We start from the raw sequence: 26,052 nt of genomic DNA on the forward strand, positions 1-26,052 counted from the left end.
AACGAAACAAGCTGATACAATTTAAAATGGAACCTAGTTTTTCCCTATTAAATTTAATATCATGATTCAACAAACCAATACTCAAACCATAATCGAAGAAATTACTTACAATGGTCAAGTATTAGCCATTATTCTTCCTTCTGAGTTTCGTCAACCCGGAATTCATTTTTTCACCCCTGATAGTTTTTCCCAACAACTTGCTTACATGAGACATCCTGAAGGAAAAATTATTAAACCTCATATTCATAAACAAGTTCGCCGAGAAGTTTTTTATACCCAAGAAGTTTTACTAATAAAAAGGGGTAAACTTCGGGTTGATTTTTATAACGATGACCGAGATTATTTAGAAAGTCGTATTTTGCAAGGAGGGGATGTTATTCTTTTAATTAAAGGGGGTCATGGCTTTGAAGTATTAGAAGAATTAGAAATGATTGAAGTGAAACAAGGTCCTTATGTTGGAGATAACGATAAAGTTCGTTTTTCAGGTATTGATGGAAGTCAAGCCGATGTAAAATAAAAACTGAGATTATATCAATAACAATTCATCTTTAAAATGTAATTATTATGGCTGACTTTATCCCTGTTAATGAACCTTTACTTGATGGTAATGAGAAACAATATTTAAACGAGTGTATTGATACAGGGTGGATTTCCTCAGAAGGTCCTTTTGTCAAAAAGTTTGAAGCAGAATTTGCTCAAACCGTCGGCAGAAAACACGCAATTAGTGTCTGTAATGGTTCCGTTGCTTTAGATGCTGCTGTAGTAGCTTTAGACATCCAACCAGGGGATGAGGTCATCTTACCTACTTTTACTATCATATCTTGTGGTGCAGCTATTGTCAGGGCTGGAGGTATTCCAGTAGTGGTCGACTGTGACCCCGTTACCTGGAATATGGATGTGAGTCAAATAGAAGTCAAAATTACATCCAAAACAAAAGCGATTATGGTGGTTCATATTTATGGTTTACCCGTAGATATGAAACCCGTGTTAGAAATAGCCAATCAACATGGCTTAAAAATTATCGAAGACGCAGCAGAAATGCACGGACAAACCTATCGGGGTCAACCTTGTGGTAGTTTTGGGGATATTAGTACCTTTAGCTTTTATCCTAACAAGCACGTTACCACAGGGGAAGGGGGAATGATTGTTACCGATGATGACGGTTTAGCCGAAAAATGTCAGTCTTTACGAAATCTTTGTTTTCAACCGAAAAGACGGTTTATTCATGAAGAATTAGGCTGGAATTTTCGCTTTACCAACCTACAAGCTGCTGTCGGTTTAGCGCAATTAGAAAGGTTATCAGAATTTGTGCAACGAAAGCGCAAAATGGGTACTATTTATACAGAATTGTTATCCAATATTTCTCAATTAGAATTACCCTTAGTTAAAACCGATTATGCAGAAAATATTTATTGGGTTTATGGGATAGTTTTAAAAGATGAAATTCCTTTTGATGCAGCAGAAGCAATGCGACGCTTACGAGAGAAAAAAATAGGAACTCGTCCCTTTTTCTGGGGAATGCACGAACAACCCGTATTTCATAAAATGGGATTATTAAAAGATATTTCTTGTCCTGTTTCAGAAACATTATCGCGCCGAGGGTTTTATATTCCTAGTGGGTTAGCCTTAACAGAAGACCAAATGAAACAAGTCGTAATCGCTGTTAAAGAAGTGTTTAGTTAAAGTGAGAGTAGTGTAAAAATTCGTCTTTGATATTTTTTATATCCTTATTTGTCATTCCGAGGAACGAGGAATCTCATCTAAACTTAAGGAGTCATTAAAATGGTACAAATACCCTCTAAAAGTTTGACCTTAGCTGAGTTTTTGCAATTACCAGAAACGAAACCAGCAAAAGAATATATCGATGGTAAAATTATTGATAAACCCATGCCACAAGGGAAACATAGTGCCATTCAAGGGGAATTTGTTACTACTATTAATAGTATCATGAAACCGAAACGTATCGCCCGTGCTTTTCCTGAATTAAGGTGTACTTTTGGCGATCGCTCAATTGTTCCCGATGTTGTAGTGGTGACTTGGGATCATATTCCCCGTGATGAAAATGGAGAAATTGCTAACTTATTTACTATCGCACCAGATTGGACAATTGAGATTTTATCACCGGATCAAAGTCAAACTAAAGTAACTAAAAATATTCTACATTGTCTCAAGTATGGCGCACAAATGGGTTGGTTCATTGATCCTAATGAGCAAACTGTATTGATTTATCGTCCTAAACAAGAAACTGAAGTATTTGATAAGCTAGATTTAATCCTTCCTGTACCATATTTTGCTAAAGAAATAAAGCTTACGGTTACAGATGTGTTTGCTTGGTTATTAGAATAAAACTAAAAAAATCATCTTATTAACTTTAAAAAATTAGAAATACTCGTCTGCTTTTGTTAAGTCAACTAATCTTTTAAACCTAGTAGTTTGCCAAATGAATGTATCAAGCTCTTACTGGTATCCAATTTCCTTTTTAATAAGTGGAATCCTTTTAATTTCTGGCACTTTACTCAATACGAATTTGTCCATTCTTGCAGCAGTAATAATGTTTTTAATTTGGGATATTGCTTTTATTAGGACTGCTGACAACTTTACGGGTCGGAATGCGAACTTTACCATTCAGCAAGTTGTTCAGGCTCGTTCTTACATTTCATATTTCATTCCTTTTTACGGATTACTTGTAGGTCTTCTATTTACAGCTGAAACAGAAAAACGTGTTTTCTTTCTTGAGCTATGTAGCAAAGCTAAAATACCAGTTTTGCTTCTTTTTACACCATTTTGCTTGGCTTCTATTGTTATTTTACTTTTTCCTCTGCGTGTTTCAGAAGATGTGGAAGGAGTGCGACTGACTCCAGCAATTCAAACTTTGATGATAAGCAACTTTTTCATTGAAAAGTGTGTTGTTTTTATTTTCTCACACTGCATTATTCGGCTTTTAGTTGCTTGGATTGTAAGCTAAAAAGTCATAACTTCTGAAAAGAACTACTCCCTCTATTATAGCAATACCTATTATAATAATGGTAGAGATACGTTCAATCAATCAGAAACATTGTCTTTGCATCCCTATCAATAACTTACCTAAAATGAAACAGATAAATATTAAAGAAAATAATTCCCTACTTTCAGAATTAATTGATAATATCAACGACCTGGCGTGGGGACACAAAAAGCTACAAGGTAGATTTAATCAGGGAGATAGCCCGTCGACCTTGTTGGTAATAGGCAGCTTTTCCAGGGCTTAATTGCATCAATGCCTGAGATTCAACGTCCAGTAAATCGCAAGAGTCAACCCAATCTTTTCCATGAAGACCGATATAAAAGTTACTGTGTCTTCGTTGCATTTTCTTATTTTTTCTCACTCTACCCACATATTTTGCTAGTCCTTTGTCTTTAATGATTTTACCAGAAAATGTTGCCATTGAATAGGCTAAAGTGATTACTAATATGACAGAAGTAAGGCGATGTCCTGTTAATTTAGTTCTCTCTAAATTATAACCACCTCTCTTAAAGTCTCGAAACATTTCCTCAATTCCAAATCTCTTCTTATAAGCCTCAATCGTCTCATCAAGACTCTTTAAGTTGGTAATAATAAACCAAGCTTCTTCTGTATTTACTCCTCGATATCTTCTCTTCCATTTTGCTACTATGTTACTTCCTGCAAATCCTCTCGTTTTTGTTACTTTTACACCTTGATAAAATAAAGACATTCCTGGGGATAATCTTAAATGTTTTAACGTTAACCAGATTTCTTCTTCTACTTCAATATAGGTGCTTTTCTTTAATCTGAGGGCATAATAAATTTTTTTCTGTCCATTTAACCACTTTGCTAGTTCGACTGAACAGAATTCACGGACATCTCACGGTGGCGAATCGAATTCGCCACCCGTGTCCTCCTCTATCCCCTAATACAACGGTTTTGTATTCTTTTAGTAATGGCAATACTCGACTCAATATGCTTTTTTGAGTATCAAAGTTACTATTACCTGTATGGTCTAGCAACTCAAAATATAAAGGAATTCCTCTATTATCAATGATTAGACTCACCATCAATATATTAATCAATCCCCATTGCGTTCTATCGATAACAATATGTAAGACATTTCCTGGGTCAAATGATTGATTTAACCACTGTTTTATAATGGGTATCCACACTCCCTCAATGGTCAAACAAGGTATCTCGAAAAATCGCTTTAATTTTTTTCTGCGGCTCTCGAACAAAATGGGACTCGGAAAACGATTGGCGCGCCTCTTCTAACCTAACTTTTCTATACACCTGAACCAATTCTCGCACAATTAACAGTATTAAATATTCCGATTTTTTCAAGTATGTTGTTAAATGGTCGTTATAAATTTCTGGTAACATTTTGGGCTGTACAGCGAGCGCTTAAAAAAGAGCATCTTTCTTTTTACCACGTTTTGCTCAAACCGTCATTTGGTCGAACTTTCAACTGAACTTACCCCATACAAATCTACTAAAATATCCTAAAACCCTTATCCATCAATGGATACAGACATCAACTCTTGTTAACGTACCCATGTAAATTGTAATATTTATTAATAGACAGCCATAAGGGAAGTAAGCTAAAATAGTAGTCATGTATATAGAGCGTGTGCCTATAGGATTAGATAAGATTATTGCTGGTAAGACCTCTCGAATTAGAAACTTAGTTTTGGGGATGATCATCGCTAGGATTATCAATCCTAAATCCAAATTAGCCACAGCTAGAGGATTTCATGAAAAAACTTGTAGCAATAGTTTAGGAAAAGTATTGAATTTAGAAAAAGCTGATGAGGATGAACTCTATGAGGCTTTAGACTGGTTATTAAATAAACAAGAGAAAATTGAAAATAAATTAGCTAGTCTTTATTTAGATAATGGCTCATTGATTTTATATGATGTTACCTCAACTTACCTAGAGGGTAACGGGTGTGAATTAGGAAAATACGGATATAATAGGGATAAGAAGAAAGGGAAAACTCAAATAGTCTTTGGACTAATATGTGATAAAAATGGTTGCCCTATCGCTGTAGAAGTTTTTGAAGGAAACACCTCAGATACTAGCACATTCTTGAGTCAAATAGAGAAAGTTAGGAAACGGTTTGGGGTGAAGAATGTAGTGTGGGTGACAGATAGAGGAATCTTAACATCTTCAAACATTAAAGAGTTAGTTAAACCAGTAGAAGGGTTAGATTATATAAGTGGTTTAACTAAAGCAAGCATCAGAAAATTGGCGGAAGTAGAAGCAATTCAATTAGGATTATTTGATGAGGTAAATCTAGTTGAGTTTGAAAACGAAGATTACCCAGATGAAAGATTAATTGCCTGTCGAAATCCCTTGGTAGCTGCTAAAAACAAGAAACAAAGAGAGGCATTATTAAAAATAGCAGAAGAACAATTTGAGTTAATTATTGAAGCTATAAAAAGGGAAAAAAGAGCTTTGAAAGGAGCCGATAAAATAGCTTTAAGAGTGGGAAAGGTCTTAAACAAGTATAAAATCAACAAATATTATAATTTAGACATCACAGATTCAGGATTTACTTATGAGCGTAAAAAAGAATTAATCTCAGAAGAAATAGCATTAGATGGGGTTTATATTCTCAGAACTTCTGTAGATAAAACTATGATGAATGATTTTGAAGTCGTTAAAGCTTATAAAAGTTTGTCTTCGGTGGAAGAAGCCTTCCGTTGTTATAAATCTATTGATTTGAAAGTTCGTCCTATTTATCATTATAAGGGAGATAGAGTGAAAGCACATATTTTTTTGTGTATGTTAGCTTATTACGTTGAATGGCATTTAAAACAAAAATTAGCCCCTTTATTATTTGAAGATGAAGAAATTGATGATAACTGTCTTGATGTCATCAAAGCTCGTCGCAGTGATTCTGCTATTGCTAAAGATAGAAAGAAACGCACTGAAAACAATCTCCCAGTTCACAGCTTCCGTACTTTACTAGAAGATTTGGGGACAATTTGCTTGAATACAGTTGAGTGTACTTTAGAGAGTGGAAAATACGTTTTTGACAAGATAACTCGACCCACTGAACTACAACAAAAAGCTTTAAATTTGTTAGGTATTTCTTCTATTTGTACCCAGTAATGACCCCTAGCTTATTCGGCGTATCCCTGATACAGCATACGTTATGGCGTTTTGTCAAAGGGGAAGTTCAGTTTCAAGCCGTGTCCCCACGCCAGATCAACGACTCTAATGAAGCTACAATGATTACAGTTGATAATCAGAAACAAGCTGTATTAGTTTCAGTTAATGAATGGAATTCAATTCAAGAAACCCTTTATCTACTATCAATCCCTGGAGTAAAGGATGATTTAATTGAAGGGTAAGGATTCAGGTGGCAAATATTGACAAACAGGCTGACTGCGCTAAAGTAACGGTATGAGTCAAACTGAACCAGGAGTACAGTTAAATTCAGACGAATTAAACCAACTGTCAAAATCTGGGTTGGTACAAATTATCTTGGCTCAACAGAAACTTATCGAGCAGCTACAAAAAGAAATAGAAAAATTAAAGCTCAGTCGTAATTTAGATAGCCAAACCTCATCAAAACCCCCATCAACAGACTTATTGAAAAAGTCTGAGAAGGCTAAAACAACTGAAGACGATAAGGATAAGAAAAGAAAACCAGGGGGACAACCTGGACATAAGGGAAAAACAAGGAAAGGCTTTGGGAGAATTGACAGAATTCAAATCTTGCAACCATCAATATGTAGTCACTGTGGTCAAACAGAATTATTAATAGAACCAGTGAAAGTTGATTCTCAGCAGGTAGCACAACTGGTAGATAAACCCATTGAGGTAGTAGAATATCATCGTCATCATTGTCGCTGTGGGCATTGTGGTGAAGTGACCAAAGCGAATTGGTCGCCCAAGACCGTCCCAGGACAAGATTTAGGAGTGAAGTTACAAGCTTTTCTGGGATGGTTAGGGAATTATGGACATCTACCTTATGAAAAGCAACAAGAGATGTTGTGGGAGTTAGGGCAAATTGAGATAGGTATGGGGACCATCGTAGCCACCAATCAACGAGTAGAAACAGCCATTAATCCGTCGGTTGAACAATTATCCAAGTGGGTCAAAGTAGAACAACCCCCAATTCATGTTGATGAAACACCCTGGCCAGTGAAGGGAGTCAAAGAATGGTTGTGGGTATTTACCAATCAACTTTTCTGCCTGTTTCGGGCTGCTGATACTAGGGGGCGTAAGGAATTAGAAGATCAGTTAGGCCATGAATATGGTGGTGTTTTAAGTAGTGATGATTTGGGAGTTTACAATGGTTATACTGTTGTTGCTCAACAGAAATGTTTGGCACATTTACGCCGTCACTTTCAGCGATTAATAAAAACTCCAGGTCAATATAACAAAACCATCGGTCAAACTTTTCTCAAATTAATTGATGAAGCTTTCCGTCATTATCGTATTTGGCAAAACGATAAGAATAGGCATGGTTATCAAGTTTGGGCAAGACAATTCAAAGATAAGATAAAGATAGCCACAGAAGAATGGAAGCCTAAAGCCGGTTATGAAGCCGGAAAACTTTTGCGAAACCTTCGGCAAAAGGCAGAGCAATGGTGGTATTTTCTGGAGCATCCAGAGATCCCCCCTGATAATAATCTTGCTGAAAGATCCTTAAGATTAGCCATCACGAAACGGAAAGTTAGTGGGGGTTCAAGAAGCATGGAACGATTTAAACAAACAGCTAACTTATTGACGGTTATTCAAACTTGTCGTCGTCAAGAACGTTCGGTGATTGATTTTTTCGAGAAGTCATTAATAGCCAAAGTCGGTCATCCGAATTGTTTGTTTCCTTCCCTAATTCCTAACTTCTAGACCTGAATCCTTACATTGAAGGAAAAAATACAGATTGGGAAGACTGTACCCCTTTTGAAGAAATAGAATGGTGATGTGGAAAATCGCTTTAGCTAAAAGAGCATTAAAAGATGCTAAAAAGATTAGTTGTTCAGGATTAAAAAGTAAAGTCGAAAAGTTAATAGAAATTTTGAGAACAAATCCTTATCAAAATCCTCCATCCTATAAAAAACTGACAGGGGATTTAGCTTGAATGTACTCATGAAGAATAAATATTCAACATCGCTTAGTATATGAAGTAGATGAGGAAAACAAGAGAGTTAAAATTTTAATGATATGGTCACATTATGAATAACTCAAAATAGTTAAACGTTATAATCTAAGTTAAGAATAATCATATTATTGATTATAAGTTATCTTTAAAGGCCAACTCGCTTTTTACTTAATTTCCGCAACCATAATCCTCCTATAACGGCAATAGTCAATGATACAAATCCTGTGATAGATTGTAGTAGTAAAAAGCCACCAATAGCGAACATACTACCAAACATAACTAAAATGGCTGCGACTACTTTTAGCATATCATTGCTTAAGTTTTGGGCTGGTTCCAAACCAGTTTTATATTGTTGAAGTTGCCAACCCATACCCCCAGGACGAACTTTTCTATAGAAATTTAATAAGGTTTCTTCGTCTTCGGGAGGGGTTAAATACATAACCGTTATCCATACCACTGCCGTCATAACAGAAATACCCAATAACCGCCAACCAAAGTCAGGAAAAATATTATTAATTGGAGGGTTAATAGTAGTAACTAAACCAATTAAAAAACCTGCAACCATAGCTGATAACTCAGCAGCAGCATTAATTCTCCACCAAAACCAGCGTAAAATTAATACAAGTCCAGGCCCGGTTCCAATGGCAATCACTAAACGAAAGACAGTCCGTACATCTGTAGCATAAAAAGCAGCAATTGATCCTAAAACAGTCACTAAAACCGATGCTAATCTAACCGCATTGGTTAACTCTTGGTCTGATGCGTTAGGACGAAGAAAACGACGGTATAAATCATTAGTCAAATAAGAAGCACCCCAATTAATTGATGTAGAAATGGTACTCATAAAAGCAGCAATTAAAGAAGCGACCACTAACCCTAAAACCACCGAAGGTAAATAGGTTAACATTAAGGTGGGATAAGCCAGTTCTGCATCTTCTAAATTCGGTAATAAAACCATCGCAGCTAACGCCGTAATAATCCATGGCCAAGTTCTTACAATGTAGTTAAGAATATTGAAAAACCAAGTGGCTTTTTCTGCTTCTTTAGTGGCTTCTGTTTCTGTTTGTCCTCTAACCGCTAATAATCTTTGAACAAATTCTCCACCCCCGTCGCTGCGACGAAACGACCACCATTGCACGAAAATATAGGCAGAAAATGTAGTGGCTGTAATGCCAGCAGCATCATTCCAAGTAAAACTTAAACCCCCATTATGACTAATTGGAATAAACGATAAAACATCAAAATTTGTGATTTGTTGAACATCGGGGATTAATTGCTGCATTCCCCCTGCATCATTGACCGCAATAATAGCGACTAATGCGGCCCCCAACAATCCTAAGAAAAATTGAAAAAAGTCCGTGACGACCACACCCCATAACCCTGAAGCCCCAGTATAAATAAGAACAAATATACTTAAGGCGATGACTGTCCAGAGTTTAGTCGCGTCTCCTGGAGAGAAACCCAAACTTTGCCATAACTGTAAAGCATCTACTACCTTAACCATCGCTAACATGGCGTAACCGATACCGATACAATTGATAGGAACTGCAAATAAAAAGGCTTTCGTTCCCCGTAAAATGGCTGCTGTAGCCCCACCGTAACGCAATTCTGTTAATTCAGCATCTGTGACCATTTCTGAGCGTCTCCACAACCCTGCAAAGACGTAAATAAGAACAATATGGGCAATACCAAAACTCCACCATTCCCAATTTCCTGCAATTCCCCTAGAAGCTACCACACCACAAATATACAAAGGGGTATCGATAGAAAACGTGGTCGCGGCCATACTGGTTCCAGCTAACCACCAGGGAAGATTTCTTCCAGCAATCAATAGATCAAAAGGATTTTGGGAATTTTTTTCTTGAGATTTTTTAGATTTTGTTTCTCTATGGGACAACAATAACCCCAAGGCCATCGTCGCAAAGAGATATATTAAGACAATAATCCAATCTATAAGCTGCATTGTTTAAATTTAGGTTATTTTATTTAAAGTTTGGTTGTGAGGATTTTCTGTGTTAAAACTTCAGTCGTCTAAACAGTGGATAAATCAGTTATCTCAAGTCAATGATTGGGTGTTATTAAGTGTGTGGGTGATTATTGGTGGTATTCTCCGCTTTACAAATTTGGCTGCTAAACCCCCTTGGACCGATGAATTTGCCACAATGGTGTTTAGTTTAGGTAATGATTTTCGCTCCGTTCCTTTGAATCAGGTTATTTCATTGGATACTCTTTTGCAACCGCTTCGTGTTAATGGGGACGCGGGAATCAGTGATGTTGTTTCTTTGTTGTTACAGGAAGATAATCACCCTCCTTTGTATTTTGCTTTAGTTCATTTATGGGTTAAGTTATTTCAATCTGCCGGGGAATATGTAGATGTGGGAGTGATGCGATCGCTTCCTGCTTTTTTAGGCATTTTATCTATTCCTGGGGTCTATTTTTTAGGAAAAATTGCCTTTCGATCTCGGTTAGTGGGACAAATTAGTGCAGCTTTAATGGCGGTTTCTCCCTTTGGTATTTTTTTGGCACAAGAAGCTCGTCACTATACTTTAGCTATTTTATTTGTCATTGCTTCTTTACTCTGTTTAATCATTTCTTTGAGACATCTTTATGAACAATCGATTATTCCTTTATGGTTAGTGTTTAGCTGGATTTTAATTAATAGTTTTGGATTGTCGGTTCATTATTTCTTTGTTTTAACACTCATTGCAGAAGCTATTACTTTATTCATTCTTGTTTATGCTAAATTTAAACACAATTTTTCACAGTTAGGTAAACGAAATTTAATCCGTGTTTCAGCCATTATTTTAGGAACATTAACCACGGGTTTAGTTTTGATATTTTTAGTGATTCCTCAAGGCTATGGTAATAATATGATCACTTGGATTCATCCTTTAAGTCATATTTTATATGCCATTAGTCCACCTTTCCAATTGTTAGCGGTTTGGGTTCCCATGTTATCTTTATTGCCGGTTGAATCTGATTTTATTGCTGTTGTTATTCTTTCGGGTTTGCTCTTACTATTATTCTTTATTTGGTTTATTCCTTATAGTATTCGAGGGATTAAAAAGGGATTACAGTTCAATCAATTTCGTCTTTCCCTATTAATTTTAATGACATTTATTAGTGGAGTTATTGCTTTATTTCTGATCATTACTTATGTTATCGGCGTTGATCTAACTCGTGCAGCCCGTTATAGTTTTACCTACTTTCCTGCTGTTATTATTCTCATAGGAGTAAGTTTAGCTCTTTTATGGAATGAAGTTAAACAAAAAAATAAACAATTACAAGAGAAAGAAACCATTAATCCCCTAATTTTACTAAAAAAACTATACGATAAATTAAACTGTAACGGTCAATTAGCTTTTTATGCAGTTTGGTTTATGGGGTTGCTAGGTGCAGTAACAGTTCTGATTAATTTAGGTTATCAAAAATATTATCGTCCTGAACAACTAATATCAGTGATTAAAGATAATTCATCTCAACCTGTTCTGATTGCTACCACTCATAAAAGTTTAGTTCAAACAGGGGAAATGATGGGTGTCGGATTAGAATTAAAGCATAAAAATGAATTAGATGATATTTCTTTCTTATTAATTCATCAAACAAAAAATAATGATCTGCAATCAACTATCAATCTTCAAGAAACAGTTAATAATCTACCTAGACCCCTAGAAGTTTGGGCCGTCAACTTTAATGCAGCAATAGAGTTAAATAATTGTAAAATTGATACAAAAAAATATCCTTATGTTGATGGTTATGGATATAAAAGATATATTTGTAATTAATTAATATGATTTGGGGATAAGGAAAGGCTTTTATATTATTGAGAACGCTGTCTATATTGAGAGGGTTTTTGCTTCTATATCCCTAATTATACAAGGCTTGTAATCCCCAGTGTTAGCTTCCCAGTTTTTCTCAAAGAAACTATCAATTGGATTATTTCGGTAGCGGTGCAGTTGTACTCGCGTAACGACATCGCAAACAAAGTATTACACCGATTTTGTGAAATATGTGGTAATAAGCTTTTGTAAATTAAGTTGACATTAAAATACTTGTCATTTTTAGAAAATGCTATTACCCTTTAATTTAGACTCTCTTATAGAGAAAACTGTAGATCAAAGACAGTCTCATTAGTGACATTGTCTAATATTGTCCAAGTTGTTTAATTCTTGTGCCAATATATTATATTGTCCACAGTTTTTTAAGAAAGTCTAGTGTAAACTAGATAAGTAAATTTTTGAAGTTGATTACACTATGAAAAAACAAATTACTCTAGCTGTTTCATTATCCCTTGCGGGTAGTTTAGTCTCTATTGGTAGTGCCGATGCTGCCATTTTTCAAATAGGATTAAACAGTTTACAGGGTTCAAGTAGTCCTACTGGGGTTTACGGACAAGGTATTGATAGTACAGATACTCCATTCCCCCCAGCCCAAAACTTCTTCGGAACTGAAATTACAGGTCCTAGTGTCACAATTGCTCCTGATACTCCTGGTGACTTTACAACCTTCGACTATGCCATTATCGAAGATCCATTCGCGGCACCAACATCCACTGCTGCTACCTTTGTCACCATTGGTTCAACTGGTGGTTTTTCTCCTATTGGCCCAGGTGCAGCAGGAGACGTTCGTAGCTTTGTATCTGTTGTTGAACCCGGAGGAGACGCTGGATTCACTTTTGTTAATGATTTCTTGAGCTATACCTTAGGCGATGGTTTAGACGTAAAAGTTGACCTCAATGGAGTTATTGAGTCCTCAGCAGGAGCAGGTGGTGCGGTAACTTTTACAGTACCTGTGATTGTAACCGCATTTGATGGTATAGAAACAGAAACTATCGATGGTACTTTCCGATTCTCCACGCAAAATATCTCTGCTGCATTCGCTGTAGATGGAGCTCCTTTGGCTACAGGAAACGGTAACGAGATTGATGTATTTACTGGTGGTCAATCCTATTCTTGGCAGCTTGATGTTGTTAAAAATGTATCTGTACCTGAACCTTCTAGCATGGTTAGCTTATTAGCTTTAGGTGTTTTAGGTGGTGGAATGGCCATGAAACGTAAAGTTTCTAAATAAAAACATTTTACTTAAAAGCCAATCATTTTTAAGATAATGTAGTTAGACCCAAAGCCTTGATTTAGTAAGGTTTTGGGCTTTTACATGGGAAGGTTCATTCATCCCAATCAGGTAAGTTTTTTTCGATATTTAATAAGGGAGGAACTTGGTAAGCGATAACCGTTACCAAAATCGTTAAAACACCAGCAATGAAAAACATAAAATTTATTCCTTTTCCTTCCCCAACACCAATAATCTGGCCAACAAAATTACTTACTAAATTATCATTTTGCATCATGGGTTCAAAGACCCAATCTGCAAGAAAACTCGATGAGATATAGGCTAATATCGTCATGCTTGAATTAGTGGCAGTTTTGAGAGCAAAGATTCTACCTTGGAAAGAAGATTTGACCTTTTTTTGTAAAATAATAGTCGCAGTTGTATCCACAACAACGGCAGAAAACATAAACATAAACACAGCTAGACCATAAATGCTGATAGCCGTTTTTAATCCCACTGCTAATAGAGATATTCCTGCTAAAATAGTAAAATTAAGAATTGCCAAAACATATCGTTGATTTTGAGGCCATATACTTAAAGTTACGCCTCCTAAAATCATACCAATTCCCCCTAAAGACAGCAGAAAACCTAACACTTGAGAAGAAAAATTAGACAGTACGAGAGGGGTAAAGAGAACCGTAACCATACTAATTAAAAAAGATGTTCCCATCAAAAAGGCAAAAATTAATAATAATGCTGATCTTTGCTTTAAATAGTCAAAACCTTCTATTAACATTGTTTTCAAAGATGATTGACTAGATAAACCATCAGAATCAACGGAAAGATTAGGAAATCGGGTAATGAGTAAGGTCAATAATGCCACCAAAAATGTTAAAAAATCAATCAACAAGATGCCTTTTACAAATAAGGTTCCAAGAAGAACACCAGCCAAAATTGGGGAGATCAAATTAGCACCAGCATCAGCAATTTGCCTTAAACCATTAGCTAAGTTTAACTTTTCCTTGGGAACTAATTGACTGATACTAGCTAAAAAAGCTGGTAATTGAAAGGCATTTCCGGTTGCATTAATAAAAAGCGCGATATAAATATGCCAAGGTTGTAGGTGTCCCGTACTCGCCAACAGGAATAATCCTAGCGTACTAATGCCTGCACTAATATCCCCTAAAATCATCACTCGACGACGATTCCAGCGATCCACCGCAATACCAGCAATCGGGGAAACGAGAACACGGGGTAAAGCGAAACAGAGCGACATTAGTGCGTATTGAGTCACTGACTGGGTTTCTTGATAAACCCAAACCATCAGCGCGAATGAACTAAGTCCTGAGCCAATTAAGGAGACTAATTGACCCAACCAAATAATCAAAAAAACTTTCATAAGTTTATAGTAGTTATACCAAATCCGCTTGAGATACCCCCTTTTAAAATTAATAGCTTAAAGCTTTAAAACCCTTCTGCCTCCTGCCCTCTGCCTTCTGCCTTCTGCTTCTTCTAGAAGATAAGATAGGTTTGAGAACCGGATTTGGTATTACAACCCCGATAACCTTGACTGAAAGGTCAACAGTCGTTATCCCCTACATTTCTTTGGCGAGACGAATGGACTGGTTTAAAGCATCTGCTAGAACTTGGACATGGGGAGGTGACATAATGGTCAAATGATCTCCTGGTATGGTTTGAATTTGCATAGATTGACTTGTCCATTGTTGCCAACCTAAAGACGGATCACTGGTTTCAACCATAGAGGTAATTTCATCTGAGTCTTTCGCTCGAAATACAGCCAGATTACCGGAAATGGAGTCTTGGGGAGAATAGACAATTTGACTATTGGTTTTAAACACTTCAAGTAACCCTTTAACTTGTCTGATATCACCTTGAGGAGCAATCACTTGAGCTTGTTCTAAATAGGTTTTAAAATACTCCAGTTGTCCTTCGTAAGACAATTTTCGTAATTGCTCAGTGGACATTTCAATATTCAGTTTTTGTAACTTATTGATGATTTGGCTAATATTATAAATCCAATCCGCATCATCCCAGTCTTGTCCAAACTCTTTTGTCTGATTTTGAGGGGCTAAGGCATCAAAAATAGCCACTAAATCAATTTTTTCACCTTGTTGCTCTAATTGTTTTGCCATTTCAAAAGCAATAGAAGCACCGAAAGAATGACCAGCTAATAAATATGGGCCTTCTGGTTGAACCGTTTGAATTATTTTAATATACTCGGCTGCGATCGCTTCAATACGAGTCAGAGGGTTAGTTTTTCCATCTAAACCAATGGATTGTAAACCATAAAACGGCCGATTAGTGCCTAACGCCTTAGCTAAATGATACAAATACAGGACATTACCCCCCACCCCTGGTACACAGAAAAAGGGAGTTCCTTCCCCATGAGGTTGAATATTGACCAAAGGCGACCAAGCTGACACAGTATCAGATGAGCGTAGTAAATTCGCCAATTCTTCAATCGTAGAATGTTGGAATAAAGTGGCCAAAGGCAACAATCGATCAAATACTTCACTAATTTTAGAAATGAGGCGAACTGCCAACAAAGAATGGCCGCCTAATTCAAAAAAGCTATCTTGAACACTAATCGGAGCAAGGTTAAGAATTTCCTCCCAAATCTCCACCAGTTGTTGTTCTAGCCCATCTCTGGGGGGAATAAAGCGTTGCTGAGAACTGCGTGTGAAAGCAGTAGGAATAGGAAGAGAACGGCGGTCAATCTTACCATTAGGAGTGAGGGGTAGAGATGGCAGCAAGACAAAAGCGAAAGGAATCATATAATCTGGTAATTTATCTTTAAGATAATCCCGTAAAGCTTGGCTTAACTTACCTTCTATTGTCATCACTTGCTCGTCATCATCAGGAAAGAGAGGAGATACCACATAAGCCACTAATTGCTTATTATCAAAATGATCTTGACGAACAATGACCACTACTTCTCTAACATCAGGATGTTGAGTGAGAACCCCTTCAATTTCCCCTAATTCAATACGGAAACCTCGAATTTTTACTTGATGATCGATGCGCCCCAAATATTCAATATTGCCATCGGGTAGATAGCGACATAAATCACCGGTTTTGTAGAGTCGTGCCTCAGCATCTTGACTAAAGGGATCATTAATAAACTTTTCAGCCGTTAATTGAGGACGGTTTAAGTACCCTTTGCCCACTTGTACCCCGCCAATATGCAGTTCTCCTACTGCTCCAACAGGAACAGGTTTTAGGGCTTGATTTAGGATATAAAGTTGAGTATTAGCAACTGGTCGGCCAATAGGAACTTTTTTCAAAGTAGAGTTAGGTTGACATTGCCAATAAGAAACATCGATCGCTGCTTCGGTTGGCCCATAGAGATTATGTAATTCACAATCAAGATGGGCGAAAAATCGCTCCTGTAGGTCATAAGGAAGGGCTTCTCCACTACAAATTACCCGTTTTAGACTCGTACACCCAGAAATATCTGGTTCCTCTATAAAGACTTGAAGCATGGGAGGAACAAAATGAAGAGTTGTAATTTGCTCTTGTTGAATAATGTTCGTTAGATAAGCACTATCTTTATGACCTTCTGGTTTAGCTACTACTAAAGTTGCTCCTGTCATTAAAGGCCAGAAAAATTCCCAAACCGAGACATCAAAACTAAAAGGAGTTTTTTGCAAAATGCGATCGCTTGCCTCTAACTGATAAGCCTCTTGCATCCATAAAAGACGATTAACAATACCCCGATGACAGTTCATCGCTCCTTTTGGTTTTCCCGTTGAACCGGATGTGTAAATCATATAAGCTAAATGGTCAACGGTGCCAATATGGGGGGGATTATCCGTCGAATAAGTGGCCAAAGACTTCCAATCATCATCTAAACAGAGTAAAGAAGCATCAGTTACAGGTAATTGATCAACTAACTTGCCTTGGGTTAAAAGCATTGAAACTTTAGAATCTTCGAGCATATAAGCAATGCGATCGCCAGGATAACTCGGATCAATGGGAACATAAGCAGCACCTGCTTTGAGAATACCTAACAGACCAATCACCATTTCTAAAGACCGTTCTAGAGCAATTCCCACCAAATTATCGGGTTGAAGTCCTTGTTCTCTAAGATAATGAGCTAATTGATTAGCCTTAGCATTTAATTCACCATAGGTTAATGATTCTCCCTCGAATTTAACCGCAATTGCTTGGGGTGATTGATTAACTTGTGCTTCAATCAGTTGATGTAAACCTTGATTTTCAGGATAATCTCTGCTCGTATCATTCCAGTTCACAAGAATCTGTTGTTTTTCCAACTCTGTTAACGGTGATAATTCCTGAAGAGAGACTTGCGGGTTAGCAGTGATTGCTTCGAGAATTACCGATAAATGGCCTAACATTCTCTCAATTGTCTCCTCGCTGAAACGATTGGCCATATAACTCACCATGAACGATAATTCTTGTCCTGGCGCGATCAACAACAGCAAAGGATAGTTTGTCCGCTCAAAAGCAGAACCTTCGACAATTTTGAGATTAGTATCTTGAGATTGAGACGAATCATCAAAGGGATAATTCTCAAAAATGACTAAACTTTCAAATAATTCTTGGCCGCGAGCAACCTCACTCCATTCCATTATTTTTGAGAGAGGGGTATAAAAATAGCTGTCTTGTTCTCGATATTGGCGATTAAGCTCTTGTAACCAAGGAATTACTGAGCTTTGGTGAGGAATTGTAACTCGTACAGGTAGGGTGTTAATAAATAACCCTACCATTGATTCTACTCCTTCTAATTCTGGAGGTCTTCCTGAAACTGTTGTGCCAAAGACAACATCTGACTCTCCACTATAGCAACTTAATAACCATGCCCAAGCAGCTTGAATCATAATATTGAGGGTAAAGCGATGCTCTTGAGCCAGTAATTGCAGTTTTTCTGTAACATCACGGGAGAGTTGACCATGTTTCACTTTATATTCTGTTGACTGTTCATTCAATTGAGCGATCGCATCACTGATTAAAGGAGTTGGTGCAGTAAAACCTTGTAATTTTTCCCTCCAGAACCTTTCTGCTTGGGATAAATCTTGTTTTTGTAACCAATAAATGTAATTGCGATAAGAACGAGGTAGCTTTAACTCAAGGGTTGATTGTTGTTCATAAGCATAATAAAAAGACCATAATTCTTGATTAAGAATTGCGCCAGACCAACCATCTAAGAGAATATCGTGACGAGACCATACAAATTGATAAGTATCCTCACTAAGTTGAATCAGGGTAAACCGAATCAAAGGTGCTTGAGTTAAGTCAAACCCTTGTTCACGATCCTTACTTAATAACTGTTTTAGGTTGTCTTTTTGTTCAGTTATGGAAAAAGAACGCCAATCTAATTCTGACCAAGAGAGATTTACCTGTTTAAAAACGACTTGTACAGGTTGTTCTAACCCTTTTTGATAAAATGCCGTCCGTAAAATGGGATGTCTTTTAATCACTTGTTCCCAAGCATATTGAAGCGCGGTAGGATTTAGGGAGCCTTGTAGTTTAATGATAGATTGCTCAAAATAAACTGATGATTCAGGAGAATAGAGGGTATGGAATAAAATTCCTTGTTGTGTTGGAGAAAGCGCATAAATATCTTCAATATTGCTTTGATCAACTATTTGACTCAGTAAATAATCGACTTCTTGCTGGTTAAAACTGGCTACAGGAAAGTCTGAAGGAGTAAATCCTCCTGCTTCGGGTAATTGACAATGTTCAATCAAAAATTGAAGGTTTTTTTGATAATTATCAGCAAGTTTTTGAATTGTTTCTCTGCGATGGAAATTATTACTAAATGTCCAATTTATTCTTAATTGACCAGCAATAATTTGACCATTAATATCAATCAGATGGCGACGTAAACATTGCTGACTATGGGATAAACCAGTAGATTCTTGAGCAAATCCTACAATGGGAGGAGAAGCAGCAATCTGATCAAATTGTCCTAAATAATTAAAACTGATTTGTGCTTGGGGTAAGTTAGTTAGTTTGGCTTGAGTTTCAGGGTTCAAATAACGTAAAATACCGTAACCGATGCCTTTTTTGGGAATGCGTCGTAATTGTTCCTTAATTTCTTTAATTGCTTCTCCTGGATTATTTTTTCCTTGTTGTCCCAAACTTAAATTTACTGGAAAAACGCTAGTAAACCAGCCGACTGTTCTTGATAAATCAATTCCTTCAAATAAGTCTTCTCTTCCATGTCCTTCTAAATCTAATCGTAAGGATTTTTCCCCTGTCCACTGCTCAAAGGTTAATATTAATGCTGTGAGCAAAATATCATTGATTTGGGTATTGTACGCTGAAGGCACTTTTTTTAATAATGCTTCTGTTTCCTCTGGACTTAAGACGATAGTCACATCAGCACTTGATGCTTGTGTATTTTGAGTCCTATCTCCCTCATAATCAAGGGGCAAACTTTTTCTTGTCACACTTTGACTCTGCCAATAATCTAACTCAGCTTTTAAGGCATCAGAGTCAGCATATTCGAGTAGTTTGTTCCCCCATTGTCGGTAAGATGAGGTTTTGAATGGCAATGCTATCTCTTGCTCTTGGTCTAATTGATTATAAGCTGTGACTAAGTCTTCTAATAAAATTCGCCAGGATACTCCATCTATAGCTAAATGGTGAATTACTATTAATAAACGACTGGGTTGCTTGTTTCCTAGGTGAAACAGTACAATTTTTATTAATTCTCCCCGACTTAAATTGAGACTTTTTTGGACTTGGTTGGCTTCTGTTTCAATTATCTTTGACTGTTGAGCAGTATTTATGTTTGATAAATCTTTGATTTCTACTGCAAAATCTGAATCAGCTTTTTGATAACTTTGTTGCCAATTATCTGCTACTTTTTCATACTTGAAGCGCAATGCGTCATGATGCTCTAAAACCTCTTTGAAGGCTTGATTTAATTGTTCAGGATTAATGTTATTTTCGACTTCTAATAAAACAGCTTGATTCCAATGGTAAATTTCGGGGAGATTCTGTTCAAAAAACCAATGTTGAATGGGGGTTAAAGGTGCTACTCCTGTCAATATTCCTTGTTCTACTGCTAATTCTTCTGTCTGTTGCGCTACGGTGGCTAATTCAGCAATAGTTTGATGTTCAAATAATTGCTTAGGACTAATTCTCAAACCGGCTTGTTTAGCACGGGCGACAATTTGAATAGTAAGGATTGAATCTCCCCCTAATTCAAAGAAATTGCTGTTAATACTTATTTTCTCTATTCGTAATACCTCAGACCACACTTGGGCTAGGATTTGTTCTCTATCAGTAGAAGGAGCAACAAAATCTGCTTGTGCCATTGCTGAAAAGTCTGGTGCTGGTAAGGCTTTTCGGTCAATTTTCCCATTGGGGGTCAATGGTAGTTTTTCTATGAAGACAAAGGCACTGGGTATCATGTAATCGGGGAGTTGTCCTTTGAGATAGTCTCTTAAGGTTTGATTTAAGCTATCTTCTCCCACCTCTTGGGTAACTATATAGGCAACTAATCTTTTGTTTCCTGGTTGGTCTTCTCTGGCAATGACAACGCTTTCTTGAACTTCAGGGTGGCTAGTCAAAAGGGACTCGATTTCTCCCAATTCGATTCTAAAACCTCTAATTTTGACTTGATGGTCTATCCTGCCTATGTATTCAATATTGCCATCTGGTAGATAACGGCAGAGGTCTCCTGTTTTGTAGAGTCTGGTTTTTCCTGTGGGGTCGAAGGGATTGGGGATGAATTTTTCGGCGGTTAATTCTGGTCTGTTTAGGTAACCTCTGGCCAGTCCATCTCCTCCTATGTACAATTCTCCAGCTACTCCAATCGGAACTGGCTCTAAGTTAGAATCCAACAGATACATTTGCGTGTTATCAATTGGATGTCCTATCGATTGTACTGTCTTGGCTATATCTAACGTTTTTGATAAACTTTTTACACAATAGACAGAAGACCAGATAGTGGTTTCTGTCGGTCCATAGACATTCCAAAGTTCTCGACTGCTTTGATGGAGTTGCTCAGCTAATGAAGTTGGTAAAGCCTCTCCTCCACATAAAATTTTCAGGTTCGATTTTCCTGTCCAGTTAGCTGCTATAAGCATTCGCCAAGTTGCCGGGGTTGCTTGCATAATTGTGGTGCAAGAGTTTTGTAATAAGTGAGCTAATTTTTCTCCATCTGATGCTGTTTCTTGACTAGCTAACAGAATAGTTCCTCCCCTTATTAAGGGTAAATATAGCTCTAAAGCTGCAATATCAAAGGAAATTGTGGTCACAGCCACCAAATTATCATCTTGGCTTAACCCTGGTTGTTTACTCATTGAATTGAGAAAGTTGACCACTGATTGATGTTCTATTTGGACTCCTTTAGGTTTTCCCGTTGATCCAGAAGTATAAATTACATAAGCTAAATTCTGGGAAGTGACTGATGTTGTCACATTGTTTGAGGGATAAGTATTGATAGTCGTTGCTTCTTGTTGCCAATTAATTAAAGGGATTTCTATTGGTGTCAACTCTTCGATGAGTTGGTTTTGGGTCAGCAATCCTCTCATCTGAGAATCTTTAATGACATAATTAATTCTCTCTGTCGGATAATTTGGATCAATGGGAACATAAGCTCCTCCTGCTTTTAATATTCCTAATAAACCAATGACCATTTCTAATGATCTTTCTATACAAATTCCGACTAAATTGTCTGGTTTAATTCCTAATTTGATTAAGTAATGGGCTAATTGATTGGCTTTTTGATTTAGTTCTTTATAAGTTAATTGTTTTTCTTCATAAACTATAGCTATTGCATTTGGCCTTTTTTCTGCCTGTTGTTCAAATAACTGATGAATACATTTATGTTTGGGATAATCTGCTTTCGTCTTATTCCACTCTACTAAAAATTGCTGTCTTTCTACTTCAGCTATTAGGGGTAATTTACCTACCTTTTCATCAGGATTACTTACCATTCCTTTTAAGAGAATTTTAAAATGGTTTACCATTCTTTCTATGGTTTCTCGTTTAAACAAGCCGGTATTATACTCCCAATTTCCTTGGATTCCTGATTCATTTTCTTCCATTGATAAAGTTAAATCAAACTTTGCAACATTAAAATTAACATCTAAAGGAGATAAGGTTAATCCTGGTAAAGTTAATTTTTGGTTGGGTGTATTTTGCAGAATAAACATGACCTGAAATAGAGGACTATAACTCAAGTTTCGTTCTGGTTTTAATTCTTCAACTAATTTTTCAAAGGGGATTTCTTGATGAGCATACGCCCCTAAGCAAGTTTTTTTGACTTGTTGAAGTAGCTGCTTAACTGTTAGATTATCCTCAATATTGACTCGCATGATCAAAGTATTAAGAAAAAAGCCGATTAAAGCCTCTATTTCTTGGCGATTTCGGTTAGCAATGGGGGTTCCAATGGCAATATCTTCTTGTCTCGAATAACGGCTTAATAAAAGACTAAAACCACTCAATAAAATCATAAATAAGGTAACATCTGAATCTTGAGTGAGTCGTTTTAATTTTTGGGTCAATTCGTGAGAAACAGTGAAAGTATAATGTGAGCCTTGAAATGTCTGTTTGGGCGGTCTAGCATAATCTGTAGGTAATTCTAACAATGGAGGAAGCCCTGACAATTTTGTTTTCCAATAATCAATTTTGTTTTGTAAATTCTCTCCTGATAACCATTCTCTTTGCCACACAGCAAAGTCAGCATATTGGATTTTGAGGGGAGATAATTGAGTTTTTTTTCCTTCAACGTAACCTGAATACAAGGTTGTCAATTCTTGAACAAATACCCCCATAGACCAACCATCAGAGATGATGTGGTGCATGGTTATCAAAAAAATATGATTTTTTGTTCCTAGTTTAATCAAACTTGCTCTAATTAATCTATCTTGAGATAGGTTAAAAGGCTTTTGTATTTCTTGTTCAATAAGCTGCTTAGTTCGTCTCTCTTTTTTTGCTGGTTCTAAGGATTCTAAATTGATTATTTCTACTGTTAGATTACCTTCTATATCAATAACTTGGATTGGTTCTCCGTTTAAGGTTTCAAATCTTGTTCGTAGGCTTTCATGTCTTTGAATAATTTGATTGATACTTTTTTCCAAAGCTTCTTGATTAAGATTTCCTTCTATGTTCAAGACACTCGGCATATTATAGGTGGAATTTTGTCCTTCTAATTCGCCTAAAAACCATAATCTTTGTTGAGCAAAGGATAGGGGCAGATTTTGCCTTATTGATTGAGATTTGATTATGTCTTTAGTAACCAGAATGCCTTGATTTTCTTGTAAAAAAGCAATAATATCAGCCTTACGACTCGTTAATTCAGCTTTTAATTGAGGTGTTAATGCTCCTAAAGGAGCATTCAATTTCAACTTGTTTTCTTCAACAGAGAGTTTGATATCAAGCTGGTTCAGTTCGGATAAAAAGGCTTGAATAGATTTACTCATAATTATTAAATTGCTATGCTAGATTTTGACCAAGTATTAGAGTTAATGCTTCTACCTCTAAGGTTTTAAAGTTCTAATTCTTCTCTATCGGACTCATCAAAAGATGAATACTGTTCATCCTGAATTGCTGTCCTTAAAAGACTTCTTTCGATTGATTCTGCAAGGTTTGCGATTCTAGGCTGCTCAAATAATAAACGGAGGGGAATTTCCAGAGAAAATTCTTCTCGAATACGAGATATTACCTGAGTTGCCAACAGGGAATGACCTCCTAATTCAAAGAAATTTTCGTTAATTCCTACTTCTTCGATTCTTAATATCTCCTGCCAAATCCGAGCTAACGTGATTTCAGTGTCGCTTTGAGGAGAAACAAACTCATCCGATGTCGTTCTTTTACTCCAGTCAGGAGCAGGTAGAGCTTTACGGTTGATTTTGCCGTTAGGAGTTAAAGGAAGTTTCTCTAACAGCACAAAGGCACTGGGTATCATGTAGTCTGGTAGTTGCTCTTTGAGACAGTCTCTTAATGTTTGAGTCACACTACTTTGACTCATCTCGTCAGAGACTACATAAGCGACTAATTGCTTGTTTCCTGGAGCATCTTCTCTGGCAATGACGACGCTTTCTCTAATCTCAGGATGGTTGCTTAGTTGAGCTTCTATTTCTCCGAGTTCGATTCTAAAGCCTCTTATTTTGACTTGATGGTCTATCCTGCCTATGTATTCAATGTTGCCATCTCGGCGGTAACGGCAGAGGTCTCCTGTTTTGTAGAGTTTTCCTGTTCCGAAGGGGTTGGGGATAAATTTTTCTGCGGTTAAGTCTGGTCGGTTTAAATATCCTCTGGCTAAACCATCTCCTCCAATTAATAATTCCCCAGGTACTCCTATAGGCACTGGTTGCAAGTGTAAATCTAGTATATAAACTTGGGTGTTATTAATCGGTCTTCCAATAGAGAGCTTTTCTAAATCTTCCCAATATTTACCCACTGTCGCACAGACAGTATCTTCCGTCGGTCCGTAACCATTGAAGAAGTTGCGTCCTTGTGACCAAATAGCAGCAAGTTCACTGGGACAAGCTTCTCCAGCAACGATTATTGTTTCTAGGTTGGAAAAGCCATCAGGGGACATTACTGGTAAAGTCGAAGGTGGTAAGGTGATGTGAGTAATACCGTATTGATTAACAGTTTGCTGTAAGTTGTCTCCTGGTATTAAGTCGTCTTTTGCAGCTAATATTAATCTGGCTCCTGATAACAATGCCGTGACTACTTCCGACACTGAAGCATCAAAACTAAACGAAGCAAATTGCAAGATGCGACTAACAGGTTCAACGTGCAGAAAAGAAACTTGTGCTTGAGCCAAATTAACGACGCCTTGATGTTGAATCATCACGCCTTTAGGTTTACCCGTTGAACCTGAAGTATAGATAACATAGGCTAACTTATCTGAAGAGACACCACTGTTGCAATTGAGGTCACTATTTTTCTTTATTTCTGACCAATCCCTATCTAAACAAATAGATTGAGTTTCTGTCTTTGGCAATCTGTCGATTAACCTTTCTTGAGTTAATAAAATATTAACCCCTGAATCTTGTGACATATACTCAATCCGTTCTTGTGGATAATTGGGGTCAATAGGAACATAAGCTCCGCCTGCTTTTAATATCCCTAATAACCCTATCACCATCTCCATAGAACGCTCTACACATATTCCCACCAATGTATCTGGCTTAACTCCCAGTTTCTGCAAATAATGACCTAATTGATTGGCTTTTTCATTGAGTTCTTGATAGGTTAATTGCTGGTTTTCATACACCACTGCTATGGCATCGGGTGTCCTTTTTACTTGTTCTTCAAACAATTGATGGATACATTTATCTTTGGGATATTCTGCTTCTGTCTCGTTCCACTCTACTAATATTTTCTGTTTTTCTCCTTCTGTTAATAGAGGTAATTTGGCTACTTTTTCTTGAGGATTTTCTACTATTCCTTTTAATAAGTTTTGGAAGTGATTGACCATCCTCTCAATAGTTTCTCTCTCAAATAAATCGGTGTTATATTCCCAAGTTCCTACTAATCCTTGTTCTGTTTCTTCTAAGGATAGGGTTAAGTCAAATTTAGCAATTCCATAATCAATTTCTACTGGAGATAGACTTAATTCTGGTAAGCTTAATTCCTCCTTGGCTGTATTTTGTAAGATAAACATGACCTGGAATAGAGGAGAATGACTCATGTTCCTTTCGGGTTTAATTTCTTCGACTAATTTCTCGAAGGGAACATCTTGATGAGAGTATGCTTCTAAACAGGTGCTTCTGACTTGTTTAAGTAGTTCTTCTACGGTTGGATTTTCTTCTAAATTCACTCTCATTACTAAGGTATTGACAAAGAAACCAATTAATGGCTCTATTTCTTCTCGGTTTCTGTTGGCAATGGGTGAACCGATGGCTAAGTCTTCTTGTCTTGAGTAACGGGATAAGAGGATACTAA

The 26,052-nt window shown here is 36.9% G+C and carries 13 protein-coding genes and 2 pseudogenes; 10 read left to right on the plus strand and 5 right to left on the minus strand.

Annotated elements, in window-relative coordinates:
- Nucleotides 1-61 precede the first annotated feature (61 nt).
- The 4 genes from CY0110_RS09300 to CY0110_RS09315 all read left to right on the plus strand — a co-directional run bounded on the left by CY0110_RS09300 (nt 62) and on the right by CY0110_RS09315 (nt 2,965).
- Entirely contained in the window at nt 62-517 is a 456-nt protein-coding gene (locus CY0110_RS09300; protein ID WP_008275154.1) for a cupin domain-containing protein, read from the plus strand.
- 47 nt (nt 518-564) lie between these two features.
- On the plus strand, nt 565-1,683 hold the full coding sequence (locus tag CY0110_RS09305) for a DegT/DnrJ/EryC1/StrS family aminotransferase (RefSeq protein ID WP_008275155.1): 1,119 nt from the start codon (nt 565-567) through the stop codon (nt 1,681-1,683).
- Nucleotides 1,684-1,782: 99 nt separating this feature from the next.
- Nucleotides 1,783-2,346 carry a Uma2 family endonuclease gene (locus tag CY0110_RS09310; RefSeq protein ID WP_008275156.1) on the plus strand — a complete coding sequence of 188 codons (564 nt, stop codon included), beginning with the start codon at nt 1,783-1,785 and terminating at the stop codon, nt 2,344-2,346.
- Between the two features lie 94 nt (nt 2,347-2,440).
- Nucleotides 2,441-2,965: a hypothetical protein gene (locus tag CY0110_RS09315; RefSeq protein WP_157464561.1), complete on the plus strand. Its 525-nt coding sequence runs from the start codon at nt 2,441-2,443 to the stop codon at nt 2,963-2,965.
- Between the two features lie 211 nt (nt 2,966-3,176).
- Here the strand turns inward: CY0110_RS09315 and CY0110_RS09320 are convergent.
- Nucleotides 3,177-4,369 (minus strand): annotated as a pseudogene (locus tag CY0110_RS09320) (IS4 family transposase).
- A gap of 247 nt (nt 4,370-4,616) precedes the next feature.
- Between CY0110_RS09320 and CY0110_RS09325 the strand changes: the two are divergent.
- The 4 genes and pseudogenes from CY0110_RS09325 to CY0110_RS31515 all read left to right on the plus strand — a co-directional run.
- A pseudogene (locus CY0110_RS09325) lies at nt 4,617-6,104 on the plus strand (IS1634 family transposase); the annotation flags it as partial.
- On the plus strand, nt 6,104-6,346 hold the full coding sequence (locus CY0110_RS09330) for a type II toxin-antitoxin system Phd/YefM family antitoxin (RefSeq protein WP_008275161.1): 243 nt from the start codon (nt 6,104-6,106) through the stop codon (nt 6,344-6,346). The pseudogene CY0110_RS09325 and the gene CY0110_RS09330, both read left to right, overlap by 1 nt.
- Nucleotides 6,347-6,398: 52 nt before the next feature.
- A complete protein-coding gene (locus CY0110_RS09335; protein ID WP_008275162.1) occupies nt 6,399-7,850 on the plus strand; it encodes an IS66-like element ISCysp3 family transposase in 1,452 nt (483 codons plus the stop codon).
- Between the two features lie 67 nt (nt 7,851-7,917).
- A complete protein-coding gene (locus CY0110_RS31515) occupies nt 7,918-8,082 on the plus strand; it encodes a type II toxin-antitoxin system RelE/ParE family toxin (protein ID WP_008275163.1) in 165 nt (54 codons plus the stop codon).
- A gap of 166 nt (nt 8,083-8,248) precedes the next feature.
- On the opposite strand, the gene CY0110_RS09345 is transcribed toward CY0110_RS31515, so the two are convergent.
- Nucleotides 8,249-10,066 carry a sodium:solute symporter family protein gene (locus tag CY0110_RS09345; RefSeq protein WP_008275164.1) on the minus strand — a complete coding sequence of 606 codons (1,818 nt, stop codon included), beginning with the start codon at nt 10,064-10,066 and terminating at the stop codon, nt 8,249-8,251.
- Nucleotides 10,067-10,115: 49 nt separating this feature from the next.
- Here CY0110_RS09345 and CY0110_RS09350 point away from each other — a divergent pair, with 49 nt between their 5' ends.
- Entirely contained in the window at nt 10,116-11,888 is a 1,773-nt protein-coding gene (locus tag CY0110_RS09350) for a glycosyltransferase family 39 protein (RefSeq protein ID WP_008275165.1), read from the plus strand.
- A gap of 469 nt (nt 11,889-12,357) precedes the next feature.
- Nucleotides 12,358-13,173: a PEP-CTERM sorting domain-containing protein gene (locus CY0110_RS09355; RefSeq protein ID WP_008275166.1), complete on the plus strand. Its 816-nt coding sequence runs from the start codon at nt 12,358-12,360 to the stop codon at nt 13,171-13,173.
- A gap of 94 nt (nt 13,174-13,267) precedes the next feature.
- On the opposite strand, the gene CY0110_RS09360 is transcribed toward CY0110_RS09355, so the two are convergent.
- From CY0110_RS09360 to CY0110_RS09370, 3 genes are all read right to left on the minus strand, one after another.
- The gene (locus tag CY0110_RS09360) at nt 13,268-14,551 is read right to left on the minus strand and encodes an MFS transporter (protein ID WP_008275167.1); all 1,284 of its coding nucleotides are present in this window, start codon (nt 14,549-14,551) and stop codon (nt 13,268-13,270) included.
- 196 nt (nt 14,552-14,747) lie between these two features.
- Entirely contained in the window at nt 14,748-23,576 is an 8,829-nt protein-coding gene (locus CY0110_RS09365; protein WP_008275168.1) for a non-ribosomal peptide synthetase, read from the minus strand.
- A gap of 65 nt (nt 23,577-23,641) precedes the next feature.
- The coding region (locus CY0110_RS09370) for a non-ribosomal peptide synthetase (protein WP_008275169.1) at nt 23,642-26,052 on the minus strand (2,411 nt) is incomplete at its 5' end.

The sequence above is a fragment of the Crocosphaera chwakensis CCY0110 genome (assembly GCF_000169335.1).
Lineage (GTDB): Bacteria > Cyanobacteriota > Cyanobacteriia > Cyanobacteriales > Microcystaceae > Crocosphaera > Crocosphaera chwakensis.

Excerpts from the sequence above, each read along its gene's own strand:
- CY0110_RS09300 (WP_008275154.1), top strand. The coding sequence starts at position 62 with ATGATTCAACAAACCAATACTCAAACCATAATCGAAGAAATTACTTAC.
- CY0110_RS09305 (WP_008275155.1), top strand. The coding sequence starts at position 565 with ATGGCTGACTTTATCCCTGTTAATGAACCTTTACTTGATGGTAATGAG.
- CY0110_RS09310 (WP_008275156.1), top strand. The coding sequence starts at position 1,783 with ATGGTACAAATACCCTCTAAAAGTTTGACCTTAGCTGAGTTTTTGCAA.
- CY0110_RS09315 (WP_157464561.1), top strand. The coding sequence starts at position 2,441 with ATGAATGTATCAAGCTCTTACTGGTATCCAATTTCCTTTTTAATAAGT.
- CY0110_RS09330 (WP_008275161.1), top strand. The coding sequence starts at position 6,104 with ATGACCCCTAGCTTATTCGGCGTATCCCTGATACAGCATACGTTATGG.
- CY0110_RS09335 (WP_008275162.1), top strand. The coding sequence starts at position 6,399 with ATGAGTCAAACTGAACCAGGAGTACAGTTAAATTCAGACGAATTAAAC.
- CY0110_RS31515 (WP_008275163.1), top strand. The coding sequence starts at position 7,918 with ATGGTGATGTGGAAAATCGCTTTAGCTAAAAGAGCATTAAAAGATGCT.
- CY0110_RS09345 (WP_008275164.1), bottom strand. The coding sequence starts at position 10,066 with ATGCAGCTTATAGATTGGATTATTGTCTTAATATATCTCTTTGCGACG.
- CY0110_RS09355 (WP_008275166.1), top strand. The coding sequence starts at position 12,358 with ATGAAAAAACAAATTACTCTAGCTGTTTCATTATCCCTTGCGGGTAGT.
- CY0110_RS09360 (WP_008275167.1), bottom strand. The coding sequence starts at position 14,551 with ATGAAAGTTTTTTTGATTATTTGGTTGGGTCAATTAGTCTCCTTAATT.
- CY0110_RS09365 (WP_008275168.1), bottom strand. The coding sequence starts at position 23,576 with ATGAGTAAATCTATTCAAGCCTTTTTATCCGAACTGAACCAGCTTGAT.